Origin of the sequence: Bacillus sp. USDA818B3_A (genome assembly GCF_009928415.1) — a bacterium.
Lineage (GTDB): Bacteria > Bacillota > Bacilli > Bacillales > Cytobacillaceae > Neobacillus.
The window spans coordinates 369,109-386,653 of sequence record NZ_JAABNN010000002.1 but is presented as its reverse complement, the minus strand read 5'-3'; the positions used below and the strand labels follow the sequence as shown (position 1 = coordinate 386,653).

Genomic DNA, 17,545 nt, shown 5'->3' with positions numbered 1-17,545 from the left:
AAAAAGTCTTGAGTGGAAAAGAGCTGCTCGGGGCTTTTTTTCTTAATATAGTCCATTTGAGGGATATGAGCTAATAAGTTGTGTATGAATATTTGTTATAATAAAAAAATATTACAACTTAAAAGGTTGGAATGCAGATGAAAGCAATGATAAAAATGAGGAATAACCTAAAAAGTGATCAAGTTAGAATGAAATATTTTCTTTTAATGATAGGGATTTCTATATTTCCACTTATTTTATTAGGATTTATTTCGTTTAATATTGCAAAAGAAACATTAATTGAGAATCAATTGCAAACAACAAAAAATTATCTTAAAACATCCAGTGAGGCTGCTGATTTATTATTTCGAAATATTATCAATATGGAGCGGCTTATTTCATGGAACAGTGATACACGCCGTGAACTGATTGATAGTGCAAAGTATGCAGGAGTTGGCCAGAACATAATGGATAATGAAACAACAAAAAGAATGCAAAATTTAATTTCCAGATATCTAATTGATACACAATATATTGATTCTGTTTGCCTTTTCGACGTGAATTACCGATCTGTGTGTTACGGGAGTTCAAAAAGTATAGGAGGATATGGAAATGGCGGGATTTATCGATCTATTTCTTATTCAACCTGGTATAAAAAAAGTGCAGAAGCAAAAGGGAGGCCTGTATTTATTGGCTATAATGTCCTTAATCAAGATGACCAATCTACTTTTTCATCAGTCAAACTTTTAAAAGATCCACAAAATGTATTTAACCCTAAGAAAATAGGTTTACTAGTTGTAAATGTAAAAAAATCTCTATTTTCAAGAGTTTTTCAAGAAAGCAGCAATAATGAATGGGCTGTTTTGGATTCAACTGAAAATAAAGGCAATGTTGTTTTCAGTAATACATCGACTTTTAATCTAGTGGGTAATAGCACAATGGACCTCAACTCTTTACTAAATAAGTTGGAGAAGAGAGGCTACCTTATCAGTAGTTATAAGAACAAATCAACAGGATGGACCTTTGTTCATTTCATAAAGGAAAAAGAGCTGCTTAAACAATCTAACCAAATAGGGGTAGCTACAGTACTTATTTCATCCATCCTGGGGTTGATTGCTCTGGTTCTATCGTTCTTTTTGTCAGGCAAGCTCTCTCGGCCATTAATCCATCTCAGGAATATTTTTCAAAGGGTCTCTGTGGAAAATATTGAATTAAATGAAAAACTTATTAGAGCTCAATTAAAGGAACGGGAAGCCGAACTCCGGACTCTCCAGGCACAAATTAAACCTCATTTCTTATATAACACATTGGATTCCATCTATTGGATGGCGATCCTGCAAAATAATAATGATATTGCCAAAATGGCAATTGCTTTGTCGGAAAGCTTTAAATTGAGCTTGAACAAAGGAGAAGACATGATTCCGGTTTCAAAGGAATTAGAGCATATTCGCCACTATATGACAATTCAAAATCTTCGCTATCAGAATCGCTTTCAGTATATAGAAGATGTGGAACAAGTCTTAATGGATAAAAAAATCTTAAAGCTTCTGCTTCAACCACTAGTAGAGAATGCCATTTATCATGGTTTGGAGCCGAAAGTAGGGGAAGGAATCATTGAGTTAACCGGAACAATAACAGATGGTTGGGTAAGGTTTACTGTGGAAGATAATGGAGTCGGGATTGAAGACATAAGTGTGACTGAGAAAGGTTTTGGGCTAAGGAACGTTCGGGAAAGATTAATGTTGTGTTATGGACCGGAAAGCACCCTTACAATCTCAAGTAAGGTAAACGAAGGAACGTGCATTGAAATAAAATTTCAAAACAATGCAAGGGAGGAGTAACAGGTGTTAAGGGCTGTAATATTTGACGACGAGTATATTGTACTTCATGGTTTACGAATGATGATTGATTGGAACAAATACGATATTGAATTAGTAGGAACAGCAACGAACGGCAAGGAGGCTATTGCATTATTTGAAGCATGCCGCCCTGACATTGTTTTTACAGATATTCGAATGCCGGAAATGGACGGGTTACAGGTTATTGAGAAAATATTGTCCATGGCACCCGAAACGATTTGCATTGTCTTTAGTGGTTTTAATGAATTTGAGTATGTAAAAAAGTCTTTAAAATTAGGTGTTGCCGATTACTTGGAAAAACCGATTACGATTCCGATGATTGAGGATACTATTAAGAGAATTACCGAAAAAATAAGCCATCAAAAAAATATCACTTCAATCCAGTCAAAGTGGGAGGCGAGTAGGGAGGAACTACTTGAAAAGGCCACATTGGACTTGCTCTTGATAGGGGAGGAGGCAACACCGAAATGGCGCGAAAGTTTTGGAGTAGAAGCTGATATTGTCGTAGGCGTTACAGTATTAGCCCTTTCAAGAAAGGAAACAGTTTTACAAGAACATTTTTCATACAAGGTAGTTCAGGTCCGTAACGGGCTGGAACATTTGCTAGTTGTTTTTCAATTTCATGATGAAATAGAGGATATGTGGGAGCAATTATTATCATGTCCGGAACAGATGGGAATTGCAATAGGTTCAGGTCATACTTATAAAAATATAGAAGATGCTAAGAAAAGCTACAAAGAGGCGTTACAGGCATTAAGGTATGGCCAGTTCATGGATGAGGCCGGCTGGACTCGTTTTGAGGATATTGGAGAACATCCCCAAAGAACTGTTAATCTATCAGAACAAGAAGAAGCTATTATTTTTTATATACGTACTGGTGATAAAGAAGGTCTAATCAAACAGCTAAATTCCTTTATTAAACAGCTTGAAGGGCAAAGATTAAATCCTGACCTGATTGAAAGAGAAATATTAAAGATCATTTATCTTGGAATGGAAGTAGTAAAGGAGGTTGGAGACGATATTTTAAAAATTAATGGTGTTGATTTTTTCCCGCATGTTGAGATTAGGTCCAAGAGTACAAAAGAAAAATTGTATGAGTGGTTCGTTAAGCAGATGGAAAAATTGATGGATTTGTCACTTGAAGTACGCAAGGAAATAAAGCACGGGTCTGTGGAGAAGGCATGCAAGTACATGAAAGAAAATTATTTTCGGGATATTACATTGCAAGAAGTATCTGAATACGTTGGTATGAATTCTACCTATTTTAGTCTATTATTTAAAGAAGAAATGCATCAATCCTATATCAAATATTTGAGTCAGATACGAATGGAACAAGCAAAGAAACTTCTTCGGGAAGGACACAAAGTAGGGGAAGTGAGTGCAAAGGTGGGTTACCATAGCTACCGGCATTTTTCCGCAATATTTAAGAAATATGTTGGAGTGAATCCGGGACAGTATCGTGGTTCCTTTTAAGAAACATTTTATTGAACGTTTGTTTTTAACATTATAAAAGAGAAACAATATGGATAGCCTCGCTCAAAGTAAAAGAGAGCAGGCTTTTTTTGTTACTTCAAAGAAAATGAAAATATTAATTAGGATAAATAAAACAGAGAAAAGATAGAATCGGTAATTTTCCACCCACCCAAAAAAAAACGGACATAATACAAAAAATGCAGCGCTTACGAAACAAAGTGTAAACACTTACAATTAAATTAAATAAGGCAAGTCAATGACCTATCTTCTAAAAGAAAGTTTTTAAATATCAAAATTATGAAGAGTAAGGCTATTGGCGGTTTATTATCTTTCTAAATTATTTAATAGTACAAAGGGGGACATTCAATTGTTTAAATCTAGAAACAAATTATTGTCAGTGGTATGCTCAGCAGCTCTACTTACTGGAGTTTTGGCTGGATGTGGAGGCAGTAAAGAAAGCACTGCAAATAGAAACGCTTCGAAAGGGAAAGATTCAGAACCGGTAACACTCACATTTTTGGTAGATAACCAAACGAAAATCGATGGAGTAAAGGCGGTTGCGGAGGAATTTGAAAAGAAGTATAACATTAAAACGGAATTTGAAACCCGTCCTGCCGGAGGGGAAGGAGATAACCTCGTAAAAACACGGCTTGCTACAGGAGATATGACCGATTTAGTTTGGTATAATTCCGGTTCTCTACTTCAGGCACTTAATCCTGAGAAAAACTTTGTTGATCTGACGAATGAAAAGTTTATGGAAAATGTAATGGATGATTTTAAAGATGCCGTTTCTATAAATGGCAAAGCTTACGGGATTCCGGGATCAACTTTTGGTGTAGGCGGATGGCTTTATAATAAAAAGGTGTATAAAGAACTTGGTCTTTCAGTTCCAAAAACATGGAACGAATTAATGGCGAATAATGAGAAAATTAAAGCTGCAGGTAAAACAGCCGTTATCGGAACTTACAAGGACGATTGGACTAGCCAGTTGATTTTCTTGGCTGATAATCATAATGTACTTGCAGAATCACCATCGTTCGCTAATGACTTTACTGCAAATAAAGCTAAATTTGCCAATACTCCCGCTGCGTTAAGAAGTTTTGAGAAATTGGCAGAAATCCACAAAAAAGGTTATATGAATAAAGACTTTCTCGCCACTACTTATGACCAAGGATTAAAAATGTTGGCTGATGGAAAAGGCGTACAATATCCAATGCTAAGCATGGGCTTAGGGACCATTGCAACAAATTCTCCAGATAAAATACAAGATATTGGGTATTTCCCGCAGCCTGGTGACTCTGCAGATAAAAATGGATTTACCATCTGGATGCCATCTGGAATCTATGTAAACAAAAATAGCGAGCATGTAGATGCAGCAAAGAAATGGATGGAGTTCTTTGTCTCTCAAGAAGCAGTTAACGTATATCTAACAAAGATAAATCCAAATGGGCCATTCGCCATCAAAGGCATTGATTTACCTGACAAAGTTTACCCAGCTGTTAAAGAAATGCTTCCGTTTTTTGAAGCAGGAAAGATCACTCCTGCTCTTGAATTTTTAAGCCCTGTAAAAGGACCAAGCTTACCGCAAATTACTACTGAAGTAGGCAGTGGAATTCGTGGAGCTAAAGACGGTGCAAAACTTTATGATAAAGATGTTGAAAAGCAGGCGAAACAGCTTGGATTAAAAGGATGGTAAACGAGCATTGATAGTCGGATAATGGACCCTGCCTAATGCAAGTAGGGTCTATTTTTTAAAACATAACAGGAGGGAGAGTCAAAGATATGAATACACTAACTAACAAAAATTATACTTATTATTTCTTGCTTCCTGCAGGAATCATTTATTTATTATTTTTCTTATTTCCGACAATTGTTTCATTCTTTTTCAGTATGACATGGTGGTCTTTAATAGATTGGAAATTTATTGGATTGGAAAACTTTAAAACATTTTTAAGTGAGCCTTCTTTAAATATTGGATTCAAAAACACCGTAATTTATGCTGTTGTAACTTGTGTTTTAAAGGTAGTTCTTGGACTGCTGCTTGGAGTGTTTTTAAGTTCGAAACTAAGGACTATCAATTTTATTCGTTCTATGATATTTTTTCCCACTCTTTTAAGTACAATTGCTGTCGGGATTGCCTTCACTATGATGATGCATCCTTCACAAGGGTTAATCAATCTATCACTTAAGACAATTGGAATCGTTGGTCCTGATTGGCTGGGTGATACAAATATTGCGCTGTTGTCGGTTGCATTGGTAGATGTATGGAAAGGAATTGGGATGGCAACCGTCATTTTTATCGCAGGAATAATGTCCATCCCGGAAGATTATTATGAAGCGCTGAAGATTGATGGTGGTAATGCATTCCATAAATTTTGGAACATAATTTTACCTCTTAGCCGTCCAGCAATGAATTCAGTTATTATCCTTGCATTTATTGGTGGTTTGCGATCGTTCGACTTGATTTGGGCAATGACTAAAGGTGGACCCGGATTCAGTACAGACTTGATTGCCTCTATTATCTATAAACAGTATCAGAGCGGTTTCTACGGACTTTCAACTGCTGGGAACGTCATTCTTTTTATTGTAGTGTCCTTGTTCGCATTCCCTCTGTATACCTATTTAAACAAAAAAGAGGTGGATATTTAATGAGTAAAGTAGTCAACCAAACTGCAATTCCCTCTGTTGCACTCGAAGGAACGAGAAAACTGAATCGTAAAAAGGTAAATAAATTTACTACGGAAGTAATAGCCGTTTTATTAACACTTGTAGTGTTCGGTATTCCTTTTTACTTCGTTTTCATTAATGCTGTTAAAAATACAAGTGAATCTTCATTGTTAAATATGGCATGGCCATCATCCTTTCATTTAATTGAAAATATGAAAGAGGTGTTAACTTCTCATGATGGTATGGTCATTCGTGCTTTTTTTAACAGTATTATGATCACAGGGTTTTCTATCATCCTATTAATCATTGTGGGTTCGATGGCAGGTTATGTTTTACACAGGAAAGTAACTAAGGTAACGCCATTCTTTAACTTTCTCATTCTTGCAGGATTGATTATTCCTCCAGCAGTTGTACCAACCATTTGGGTTTTAGAAAACATTGGATTGTTTAAAACGATGCCAGGGATTGTTTTTGTAGAAGTCGCGCTTCATTTGCCTTTTACCGTACTGTTATACAAAGGATTTATGGCAACGATACCTAACCAAATTGATGAAGCAGCATTGATTGATGGCTGCGGAAAATTTAGGCTATATTTCAATATAATCCTTCCACTATTAAAACCGGTTTCCGCAACCGTTATTGTGTTGACTGCAGTTGGAGTTTATAACGATTTTGTTAATCCATTGTATTTTTATCCTGGTGCTGAAAACGTAACATTACAGCTGACACTTTATAATTTTACAAGCATGTATCAAACTCAGTGGAACTTATTATTCACGAACATTCTATTAATCTCACTTCCACCGCTTATTTTATTTATTTTCTTCAATAAGAAGATCGTAGCAGGTATGACGGCTGGTTCTGTGAAATAAAAAGGGTGAGATGGGACTGTGATTTCATCATTACAGAACCGTCCATCCTTCTTTTTTAGGAGAAGAGGAGATATTAACTTGTTTGCTGCCATTAAAAGTAATAATTTGAAAAAGTATAAGATTATTAGAAAGCAGATCGGAATTGTTAATGGAAACTTATTATGGTTTGTTGGTTCAATTTTTTTAAATGCATTAGGAAATAGTTTCATGATAACAGCTAACCTTGGCAGTGCCCCTTGGACAGCTGCTGCGCAAAACCTTGCGTCAATACTCCCAATTTCTCTTGGCATTTGCATAATTTTTTTGAATTTTTGTTCGTTTTTATTGAGTTATATAATGAAAATTAAGATTACATTAATGACTGCCTTAAGAAGTATGGCTCTGACTTTCGTGTTCGGGCTATTTATTGACTTTTTTGAACATATACAGCACATGGTTTATATACCGGAAAACTTTTGGGTTCGTTGTTTATATTTGATAGTCGGTATAAATCTAATTGCAGCAGCTGTATGCATGTATTTTCAATTGGGATCTCTGTATTTACCTTTTGATTATTTACTCCAGGCTTTTGGAAGGCTATTGAAAAATTATACTGTTGGAACAATCATATGTATGTCTATTCCTTTATCATTAAGCATTGTTATTTTTATTCTTCATCATCATCTATCTGGTTTGGGATTAGGCACTATTCTGTTTGTGTTTGGAATAGGATTTTTAATAGACTATTATAATCGTTTAATTGTGATTCATACGGTAACGGAAACAGAATCGGAAACAGGTAAACAGGGGTAAGGGTTATATGATCAAATATTACTTTTTATGAGGGTGATTTAATGAGTAAAAATATAAAAGAGTTAATTGCAAAAATGACTTTAGAAGAAAAAGCTAGTTTATGCTCTGGATTAGATTTTTGGCATACAAAAGGAATTGAAAGATTAGGAATTCCTTCCATTATGGTGTCTGATGGCCCGCATGGACTTCGTAAACAATTAAGGGATGCTGATCATCTTGGTTTAAATAAAAGTGTTCCGGCAACCTGTTTTCCTTCTGCTGTTGGTTTGGCAAGCAGCTGGAATCGTGAATTAATTCATAAAGTAGGGGTGGCACTGGGAAAGGAGGCACAAGCAGAAAATGTAGCAGTACTTCTTGGACCAGGAGCAAATATTAAACGTTCCCCGTTATGCGGAAGAAACTTTGAATATTTTTCTGAGGATCCATTTCTTTCATCAGAGATGGCATCAAGCCATATAAGGGGGGTCCAAAGTGAAGGGGTAGGAACCTCCCTTAAACATTTTGCCGTCAATAACCAAGAACATAGAAGAAAGTCTGTTGATGCCATTGTCGATGAGAGAACACTAAGAGAAATATATCTAGCTAGTTTTGAAGAAACGGTCAAACATGCTCAGCCATGGACTGTTATGAGTGCTTATAACAGGATAAATGGAGAGTATGCGTCAGAAAATAAGAAATTATTAACAGATATATTAAAGAATGAATGGGGATTTGAAGGCTTTGTTATATCTGACTGGGGTGCTGTAAGTGAACTTACTGATGGCTTGGAAGCAGGCTTAGAGCTTGAAATGCCTTCAAGTGGAGGAATCGGTGAATCGAAGATTGTAAACGCAGTTTTAAGCGGAAAGTTATCTGAGGAAAAGCTTAATCTGGCTGTAGAACGGCTATTGAGAATTATTTTTATGGCTGTTGATAAAAGAAACGAAAATGCTGTATATGATCAAGAAACACACCATCAACTTGCGAGAGAAGTGGCAAGGGAGAGCATCGTCCTTTTGAAGAATGTTGATAGGGTTCTCCCAATGAAAAAACAAGGCACCATTGCGGTGATTGGAGAATTCCTGAAAAAACCAAGATATCAAGGTGGCGGAAGCTCCCATGTTAATCCAACGAAACTTGAAAGCATTCTTGAAGAAATTGAAAAGACCGCTGGCCAAAATGTAAACATATTATATGCCCAGGGTTATCATCTTGATAATGATGTAATTGATGAATCCTTAATAAATGAAGCCCAAGTAGCTGCTTTGCAAGCTGAAACGGCCGTCCTTTTTGTTGGCTTGCCTGATCGTTATGAATCTGAAGCATATGATAGGGAGCATTTACGCTTGCCTGAAAATCATATCCGATTGATTGAAGCTGTGGCAGAGGTTCAAAATAACGTAGTGGTTATTTTAAGCAATGGGGCTCCTGTTGAAATGCCCTGGGTTGATCAGGTAAAAGGCTTATTTGAAGGATACCTCGGCGGTCAGGCATTAGGTGGCGCAATTGCCGATTTATTATTTGGTGAGGTGAGCCCAAGCGGGAAATTGGCGGAGACCTTCCCTAAAAAATTAGCTCATAATCCATCATTTCTTAACTTCCCGGGAGAAGGAGACAGAGTAGAATATAGAGAAGGTATTTTTGTAGGCTACCGTTACTATGATACGAAAGGTATCGAGCCGCTATTTCCATTTGGTTATGGATTAAGCTATACAGAATTCGAATATAGGGATTTGTATATCAGTAAAAAGGAAATAAACGATACGGACACGGTCACAGTAAATGTAACTATAAAAAATGTTGGTAATTTTGTCGGGAAAGAAATTGTCCAGCTTTATGTCAGAGATGTAGCAAGCAGTGTGATAAGACCAAATAAAGAATTAAAAGGCCTTGAAAAAATAGAATTGCAGCCAGGTGAAGAAAAAACAGTTACCTTTACATTAGATAAAAGAGCTTTTGCGTATTATAACGTTGACATAAAAGATTTTCATGTGGAAACTGGTGAGTTTGAAATATTAATTGGAAAATCGTCAAAAGAGATTATTCTTAAAGAAACAATTCATGTTCATTCAACCATTACTCTACAAAAAGAGATTCATCGAAATACACTTATGGGCGATTTGCTTTCCGATCCAATTCTTGCACCATTGGCAACGGAATTACTTACTGAGGCAAATAAATACAACCCTTTAGCAGCTAGTGCAGAAGGTGATGGCGACATGGCCAGGATGTTGAAGGCCTCCATGAGATATATGCCATTAAGGGGACTTATAAATTTTTGTGAGGGTGCTTTTACCGAAGAAATGCTTTCAGAATTAATTCAGAAATTAAATGACGAATTAAAACGATGTGTGGAAATCAAAGACGATGCTCGCCATAAATTATTTGTGAACCATTGAGAACAGCTATTGGAAACGGCTTATTTCGATTGGAATGAAGAATGGCGTATAGCAAATTATTATGGCCTTTTAAGTCAAATATAAAACCAAAAAAACAGACCTAAAAGGTCTGTTTTTTTGGTTAATCAGAATTAAACAAATAAAATATGTGACGATAATGTTAATAAAACAAAAATAAACAGAAATAATTTCTTCGTTTATGTTGATTTAAGTTTGTTGTGGGGTTATTATAAACACATAAAGAAGAAAATTAAAGAAATCAAACATAAATTCAATATTTAAAGGGAGAGATTGAATATGAGTATGAACGTGAGAAATTTAATATATAGAGCACCATTTATCCAAGAAATGATGGAAGCAACTTCTAACCTGTATCGATTAGGCTGGGATGAACGTAATGGCGGAAATATTAGTTATTTACTAAATGAATATGAGGTTTTACCTTATCTGGATGTTGATAATGTGGTTAGAACAGTGCCGATGAATTTTGATGCATCTGGACTTGCAGGCAGATACTTTGCCGTTACTGGATCTGGAAAATACTTCAAAAATGTAAAAGAAGATCCATCATCAAACCTGGGAGTTATCCGTATTGCAGAAGATGGAAAAAGCTACGAGATCCTTTGGGGCCTTGAAGATGGCGGAGTGGCAACTAGTGAACTTCCAACACATCTAATGAATCATATCAAACGGTTAGAGGCAGACAAGAACCACCGTGTGATCATGCACTGCCACGCAACTAATTTGATTGCGATGACATTTTCACATAGCTTGAAGGAAGAAGACTTTACCAAAACTCTTTGGGAAATGTGTACTGAATGTATTGTTGTATTCCCTGATGGTGTTGGTGTCATTCCTTGGATTATTCCAGGAACGAATGAAATTGGCGAGGCAACTGCAAAAAAAATGGAACATACACGCCTTGTTGTGTGGCCGCACCATGGTATCTTCGGAGCTGGAACAACCATGGATGAAACCTTTGGACTAATTGAAACAGTTGAAAAAGCAGCTCAGGTTTATACCTTTGTATGTGCTCAAGGCGGGAAAAAACAAACCATTACGGACCAACAGCTTCAAGACCTTGCTGACGCATTCCATGTGGTACCTAGACCAGGAATCTTAAATTTATAAATGGATTTACGATTAGGGGACAATGTCTCTTAATTTTAAAAATAAATTTGTGAAGTAGTGAACATAAAAAGGAGGAATAACAGTGAGTGTTTATTATGTGCCAAGTACAAATTTAATGGGTAGAGGCTGTCTAAAGGAGTTAGCGCCGCTTGTAAAAGATCTTGGTTTTAAAAAGGCAATGGTTGTTACCGATAAATTTTTAAATCAAAGCGGAGTGGCTGGTAAAGTTCTAGCAGAATTAGAGTCAATTAATCTTGAATATATTGTATATGATGAAGTAAAGCCAAACCCAACCATTGAAAACGTCTATACCGGTGTAGATGTGTTTAAAACAAATGAATGTGATTGTTTAGTATCCGTTGGGGGCGGTTCCCCGCAAGATACAGCAAAGGCGATCGGTCTTTACGTAACAAATGGCGGTGACATCCGTGATTATGAGGGCGTTCATAAAACGAAAAATAGATCCATTCCGATCATTGCCGTCAACACCACTGCAGGTACATCAAGTGAATTTACCATCAACTATGTAATCACCGATAAAGAACGTGAAGTGAAAATGGTTATGGTAGATAAAAATAGTTTAGTTACTATTTCTGTAAATGATCCTGAGTTAATGCTGGATAAGCCGGCGGCATTAACTGCAGCGACAGGTATGGATGCTCTCACACACGCGATTGAAGCGATTGTTACTCCAGGTGCTTATGCTGTAACTGACGCGACAGCCCTTGCCGCTGTTGAAATCATCTTTAATTATTTACCTCGTGCGGTTAAGAACGGTCATGATATTGAAGCACGTGAACAAATGACTTATGTGATGTTCCTAGGCGGGATTGCCTTTAATAATGCCGGACTTGGTTTCGTGCATGCAATGGCACACCAGCTTGGCGGTGTGTATGACCTGCCGCATGGTGTTTGTAATGCAATGCTTCTTCCAATTGTGGAAAGAGAAAACGCCAAACGTGATCCAAGAAAATTCCGTGCGATTGCTAAGGCTGCTGGTCTGGATATTGCAGGAAAAACAGATGAGCAATGTGCAGAAGAAGTGATTAAAGCAATTAAAGCCCTATCAAAAGAGGTTGGAATTCCTAGTAAGTTAGCAGAATTAGGTGTAGAAGAAGTAGATTTAAATAAACTAGCTGATAACTCCCTAAAGGATGCTTGTGCACCAGGAAACCCATTCCAGCCTACTAAAGAAGAAGTGATTGAGATGTTTAAAGAAATTTTATAAACTCTAAAGCAATAAAAACTATATCAAGATATGTTATAATATGAAGGAGGTCAAGGCTATAAGCTGACCTCCTCTTTATATTTATAAGCTTTCTCTTGTGAGGTGTTTAACATAAAACGTTTCTTTAAATTTTTTTTATGCTTTCTGATTGTTTGTTTTGTAAGCGGTTGCGAATTGCGTTCTGAAAAATATCAAATTATATATAACGATGAACAAAAGAAGGAGCACAATACACAGAATAAAAGTATAGAAGATTATACCATTGCGATAGTTCCTAAGGTGAGTGGGATTCCTTATTTTAATGCAGTGAAAGAGGGAGCCCTCGAGGCGGGGGAGGACCTAAATTTAAAGGTCCTATATGAAGGTCCGCCGATTGCAGATTGGAAACAGCAAAAGAATATAATTGAAGATTTTATTCGGCAAGATGTGGATCTAATTGCAGTATCGGCTAATGATCCGGAAAGATTAGGTACGGTGCTGCAAAAGGCAAAAGAAAAAGGGATTAGAGTAATTACATGGGATTCGGATACAGACGCTAAATTTAGAGAATTATTTATCAATATGGTGGACCCGGAAAACCTTGGCCGGCATTTGATGGATAATCTGGCTTCCCAGATGGGGGAAACAGGTGAGTATGCCATATTGACCGGTTCACATGTGGCGGCTAATTTGTCAGAATGGATGAACTATATCATCGAACAGCAAGAAGAAATATATCCGGATATGAAATTAGTAGAAGTAGTGGAGACGGAAGACAATCCCCAAAAATCATATGCTGGTGCTGAAAAACTACTGAAAACTTATCCGGATTTGAAAGGAATATTAGGCAGTTCATCTGTCGGACCACCTGCTGCGGCACAGGCAGTGAAAGATGCAGGGAAGGCCGGTATGGTTGCCGTAACAGGACTATCCACCCCTAATCTAATGCGGAATTATCTAAAAGATGAATCAGCACAAATGATTACTTTATGGAGCCCTAAAAAACTTGGTTATTTAACAGTAAGTTTAGCGAAGGAATTATTGAATGGCGATAAGCTTAAGGATGGGCAGCATATCGGAAAAGTTGGTAATATCAAAATTAAAGGTGATACCGTGATAATGGGACTGCCGATTGATTTTACAAGGGAGAATATTGACCAATATGATTTCTAAGCATCTTGAAAAAATAAAATTAAAAAACTCCCGGTTGTCAACGAAACTTATCATCACGTATATTTTGTTAACAGTTATTCCAATGGGTCTTTTAGGAGTTTTAGCTTACTATGAATATACGAAATCCATTGAAGAAAAAGTAGGCGAATATATACCAAAACTATTAAAGCAAGCCAATAATAACCTAGAAAATAATCTGGGTGAATTAGAAAGGCTCCCGGAATTAATTTATAGCTCTAGTGATGTTATGTCTGTGTTAAGAGACAGCAGTTATAAGAATCAATCAGAGTTACATCGGGATCAATTTGTGGTAGAAAGTTTTCTTACTAATACCTATCTTGGAAACAGCTCAGAAATCTTAGGAGCGTTTCTTTTATCTAAAAATCGATCGTTTGTCAGTACGCGTATTCCGTATCAGGGATTTAACTTAGGAAATCAATCCTTACCCTATGGTGAAGAACATGATCTAGGGGAGAAAATTGAACTTATACTTCCGAAACAAGCAAGTTTGAAGTTTGAAGGTAATCCTCCCTATCTCTTAATAATGAAACAGGTAACAGATTTTGATAATAGGAAATCGCTTGGAACGCTTTTCTTAGCGGTTAAGTTATCTTTTATTAAAAATGTTCTAGCCGACTTAGAAGAAGAAAAAAATGCCACTATGTGGGTGATGGATGAAAATGGGCAGGTCATTTTTCATACGGATCCATCTAAAATTGGTAGTGTTTTCAGTGAAATAAATGACTACCCTTTGAATTACGGCAGTTTTCAGATAGAAACAGCTCATAAGAAAACACTCATAAGCGTAAATAAATCAGCAAAACATAAATGGATTTTAGTCCATAGTATTCCTTTAAAACATTTAACAATGGGGACCGACATGGTCAGAAATGTAATCGTTTTAGCTTTTTTTACGCTTGTTATCATCACGAGTCTCATTTCAGTTTTTCTTGCCTGGTCAGTGACTAAACCGATAAAAAAGCTGGGGCATATCATGCAAGAGGTCAAGCAGGGGAATCTTCATGTTTCCATCCCCATTTATTCAAATGATGAGGTGGGTGTCCTAGCCCAAAGTTTCGATTCCATGCTTACAGAAATTAGAGATTTGATCCGGAAAAATTATTCAATTGAAATACGACAAAAGAATGCCGAACTATATGCACTGCAATCGCAAATTAATCCTCATTTTATGTACAATACACTGCAAACAATTAATATGGCCGTTGAAGATGGAGAGTCTGAAACGGTTGTTGAAATGGTCACCCTGCTTGGAAGAATGCTTCGTTATTCACTTAGCAACAAGGAAAGACTGGTGCCTATTTCACAAGAAGTCGACCATATTCAGGATTATTTAAAAATCCAAAAATACAGGTTTGAAGAAAGGCTTACTTACAGTGTGAACACGGAACTTGACTCAGGCTCTTATTTTACACCTAAATTTATCCTTCAGCCTCTCGTTGAGAATTCCATTAAATATGGATTAGAGAAACGGAAAGGATTAAATATAGAGATCAATGTAAAACAGATTCTTAATAAATACGGAAACCAAGATATTTTATTTACTGTTCGGGACAATGGCCCAGGAATAAATGAAGAGAAGCTGGCTGAGTTAAATAGTAAGCTGAAATCAGATCCAATGGGAAAAAGAGAGTCCGGTTTTGGTATTTTAAATGTTCACGCCAGAGTAATGATGATGTTTGGAGATCATTATGAATTACAAGTTCATAGTTCCCTAGAAGAAGGAACGGAAGTTACAATTCAAACTCCAGCGATTAGAAGGAGTGAAGTAATGAATTACTCCGGTATTCAAGAGGAGGGTGTAAGAAATGAAGCAAATTAGAACAGTTATTGTCGATGATGAAGGAAGAATTCGCCGAGGGATTGAACGTATGGTTCGTTCGTTAGGGGAAGAATGGGATATCGCCGGAATCTTTTCTGACGGATTGGAAGTATATGAAGCGGTCATTAACCAATCCATTTCTTTCGATCTTCTTATATCAGATATAAGAATGCCGGAGATGGATGGATTAACATTAAATAAAAAACTGAAAAGCCACCTGTCCTTCCTGACCATTTTTATAAGCGGATACGATGATTTTGAATATTTGCAGACCGCCCTCCGAGATGGTGCTGTTAATTATATCTTGAAGCCGATTGATAAAGAGCAGTTTCAAATCCAAATGTATGAAGTGAAGCGAAAGATCCAGAAGGTTCAAGAAGAAAAACAAGAATGGGTCATCATGCAAGAAAAAGCAGCGCAATTGGAGTATACGAAACAGGTTCAACTTTTAGGTGAAATGACTTGGAAGGAAGATAAGGATATTGCATTTTTCGATTGGACCCGTCAGTTTCCAAATGGCCGTTATCAATTAATTCATATCAGTATTGACCAGTTTTTTTCACAAACTAAAGAATTTTCACCTGAAGAATGGAATAGATGGTCTCAAGCAATTGAGACAATTTTAGCAGAAACAGTTGAAGCTAACATGAGAATTCACCAGATTCATAGTTGGTGGTGGAGGGGCAGTACGTTTAGTTATTGGCTCCTCCTGCATTTGGAAGAAGAAGGTGAAATGGATGATTTTTTAGAGCTATCTCGACTATTCGCCGAAGAATTAAGAGGTACCATTCAAAAAATAACCCCTTTTACTGCGTCAGTTGCGATAGGAAATGAATTTAAAGATTTATCCCTGTTTAGCATAATGAAAAACGATTTGCTTACCCTGCTTCAGTTTCGAATCATCCAAGGAGGAAATCGAGTCTTTGAGGTAGAGATGATTGAACAACTGAAAGCTCAGAAATCAAAGGGGATTTCATCTGCTATTCAAAGGAGTACAGAACAAGTGATTACCTCGTTTATGCAAGGGGAAAAAGATGATTTACTTAAGGCGTTACAAGTTTTTTTCCGTGAGGTGGAAACTTTACCGTCACCTGTAATGATAAATGAAGTGGTTCATTATTTAATAATTGGTATTGTGGGTTATTGGATTGAAAACGAAGGATATAATGAGAATCCGGATTTACTAACAGATGCTTTGAATAGTACAAAAAATGCCCCAAACTTTGTTCAGCTGAAGGATCAAGTGAAGTTGTGGATTCTCGATGTAATGGATAATATGGCCGGGCTGAAAAAAGAGCAGCACAATCCTATTCAGGTTGCCAAAGAGTGGATAAAAAATAATCTGGGGGACAACATTTCTATAAAGAAAATTGCTCAGCAAGTCTATATGAATCCCAACTATTTTTGTGACTATTTTAAGAATCAAACAGGGGAAACTATTTTAGATTATGTAACGAGTGCCAGACTTGAGAAAGCGAAGGAATTATTAGAGAAAACAGATTTAAAAATCTACGATATTGCCTTGGCTGTTGGTTATCAAGATACGAAATATTTTAGCCGTTTATTTAAACAATGGCTAGGGAAGACACCTTCACAATTCCGGGAACATTACTTTAAATTAGCAATAGATAAATAGGTGATTGAAAGAGTCAAGGACGAGATGTTCCTTGACTCTTTTTTGATTGAAAACACTTTCAAATTCCTGAATAATCTCCCCCCTAACTGAATTTTGTCTCCTATAAGAAAGCGTTTTAGAAAGGTATAGTTTAACTATAAGATAAATTCCAATCTAGAAAGGAAAATAAATATGATTAGAAAAGCAAGTATCATGTTTGTGAATCGTGACAGCTATGATGAATACAAACGCCGCCACGATGAAATTTGGCCGGAGATGGCAGCAGAATTAAAGACTCATGGGGCCCATAATTATTCTATTTTCCTAGATAAAGAAACTGGCAGGCTATTTGCCTATTTGGAAATTGAAGATGAAGAGAAATGGGCGCATATGTCACAAACAGAGATCTGTAAAAAATGGTGGGCGTATATGGAGCCATTGATGGACACGAATGCTGATAACAGCCCGGTCTCAATAGATTTAGAGGAAGTCTTCTATTTAGAATAGTGGTTTTGGATTAGTTTCAAAAATGAAACCGTTTGCTGACTTTAAATGAAAA

At 36.6% G+C, this 17,545-nt stretch carries 13 protein-coding genes; all 13 read left to right on the top strand.

From position 1 onward, the window contains the following. Positions 1-137: 137 nt before the first annotated feature. Positions 138-1,820, top strand: coding sequence for a sensor histidine kinase (locus GXK58_RS05015; RefSeq protein ID WP_237389570.1), 1,683 nt, complete (start codon positions 138-140; stop codon positions 1,818-1,820). Positions 1,821-1,823: 3 nt separating this feature from the next. Next, positions 1,824-3,311, top strand: a complete 1,488-nt coding sequence (locus GXK58_RS05010) for a response regulator (RefSeq protein WP_160720444.1) — start codon at positions 1,824-1,826, stop codon at positions 3,309-3,311. Positions 3,312-3,678: 367 nt separating this feature from the next. Beyond that, positions 3,679-5,007, top strand: a complete 1,329-nt coding sequence (locus tag GXK58_RS05005) for an ABC transporter substrate-binding protein (protein ID WP_160720442.1) — start codon at positions 3,679-3,681, stop codon at positions 5,005-5,007. An 86-nt stretch (positions 5,008-5,093) separates the two neighbouring features. After that, on the top strand, positions 5,094-5,960 hold the full coding sequence (locus GXK58_RS05000) for a carbohydrate ABC transporter permease (RefSeq protein ID WP_160720440.1): 867 nt from the start codon (positions 5,094-5,096) through the stop codon (positions 5,958-5,960). Further along, the gene (locus GXK58_RS04995; RefSeq protein WP_160720438.1) at positions 5,960-6,850 is read left to right on the top strand and encodes a carbohydrate ABC transporter permease; all 891 of its coding nucleotides are present in this window, start codon (positions 5,960-5,962) and stop codon (positions 6,848-6,850) included. The genes GXK58_RS05000 and GXK58_RS04995 overlap by 1 nt, the downstream gene beginning before the upstream one ends. Positions 6,851-6,868: 18 nt before the next feature. After that, the gene (locus GXK58_RS04990) at positions 6,869-7,642 is read left to right on the top strand and encodes a YczE/YyaS/YitT family protein (RefSeq protein ID WP_237389569.1); all 774 of its coding nucleotides are present in this window, start codon (positions 6,869-6,871) and stop codon (positions 7,640-7,642) included. 41 nt (positions 7,643-7,683) lie between these two features. Next, a complete protein-coding gene (locus tag GXK58_RS04985; protein WP_160720436.1) occupies positions 7,684-10,020 on the top strand; it encodes a glycoside hydrolase family 3 C-terminal domain-containing protein in 2,337 nt (778 codons plus the stop codon). 303 nt (positions 10,021-10,323) lie between these two features. Continuing rightward, on the top strand, positions 10,324-11,151 hold the full coding sequence (rhaD, locus tag GXK58_RS04980) for a rhamnulose-1-phosphate aldolase (RefSeq protein ID WP_160720875.1): 828 nt from the start codon (positions 10,324-10,326) through the stop codon (positions 11,149-11,151). A gap of 76 nt (positions 11,152-11,227) precedes the next feature. Beyond that, entirely contained in the window at positions 11,228-12,379 is a 1,152-nt protein-coding gene (locus GXK58_RS04975) for an iron-containing alcohol dehydrogenase (protein WP_202171302.1), read from the top strand. 174 nt (positions 12,380-12,553) lie between these two features. Further along, the gene (locus tag GXK58_RS04970; protein WP_237389568.1) at positions 12,554-13,531 is read left to right on the top strand and encodes an autoinducer 2 ABC transporter substrate-binding protein; all 978 of its coding nucleotides are present in this window, start codon (positions 12,554-12,556) and stop codon (positions 13,529-13,531) included. Beyond that, positions 13,521-15,371 (top strand): cache domain-containing sensor histidine kinase, encoded by a 1,851-nt coding sequence (locus tag GXK58_RS04965; protein WP_160720434.1) that lies wholly within the window; start codon positions 13,521-13,523, stop codon positions 15,369-15,371. Before GXK58_RS04970 ends, GXK58_RS04965 begins: the two co-directional genes overlap by 11 nt. After that, positions 15,358-17,007 carry a response regulator transcription factor gene (locus tag GXK58_RS04960; RefSeq protein ID WP_160720432.1) on the top strand — a complete coding sequence of 550 codons (1,650 nt, stop codon included), beginning with the start codon at positions 15,358-15,360 and terminating at the stop codon, positions 17,005-17,007. Before GXK58_RS04965 ends, GXK58_RS04960 begins: the two co-directional genes overlap by 14 nt. Positions 17,008-17,178: 171 nt before the next feature. Beyond that, the gene (gene rhaM / locus GXK58_RS04955) at positions 17,179-17,493 is read left to right on the top strand and encodes an L-rhamnose mutarotase (RefSeq protein ID WP_160720430.1); all 315 of its coding nucleotides are present in this window, start codon (positions 17,179-17,181) and stop codon (positions 17,491-17,493) included. Positions 17,494-17,545 lie beyond the last annotated feature (52 nt).

Coding starts and splice junctions, on each gene's coding strand:
- GXK58_RS05015 (WP_237389570.1), top strand. CDS start 138: ATGAAAGCAATGATAAAAATGAGGAATAACCTAAAAAGTGATCAAGTT.
- GXK58_RS05000 (WP_160720440.1), top strand. CDS start 5,094: ATGAATACACTAACTAACAAAAATTATACTTATTATTTCTTGCTTCCT.
- GXK58_RS04995 (WP_160720438.1), top strand. CDS start 5,960: ATGAGTAAAGTAGTCAACCAAACTGCAATTCCCTCTGTTGCACTCGAA.
- GXK58_RS04985 (WP_160720436.1), top strand. CDS start 7,684: ATGAGTAAAAATATAAAAGAGTTAATTGCAAAAATGACTTTAGAAGAA.
- rhaD (WP_160720875.1), top strand. CDS start 10,324: ATGAACGTGAGAAATTTAATATATAGAGCACCATTTATCCAAGAAATG.
- GXK58_RS04965 (WP_160720434.1), top strand. CDS start 13,521: ATGATTTCTAAGCATCTTGAAAAAATAAAATTAAAAAACTCCCGGTTG.
- GXK58_RS04960 (WP_160720432.1), top strand. CDS start 15,358: ATGAAGCAAATTAGAACAGTTATTGTCGATGATGAAGGAAGAATTCGC.
- rhaM (WP_160720430.1), top strand. CDS start 17,179: ATGATTAGAAAAGCAAGTATCATGTTTGTGAATCGTGACAGCTATGAT.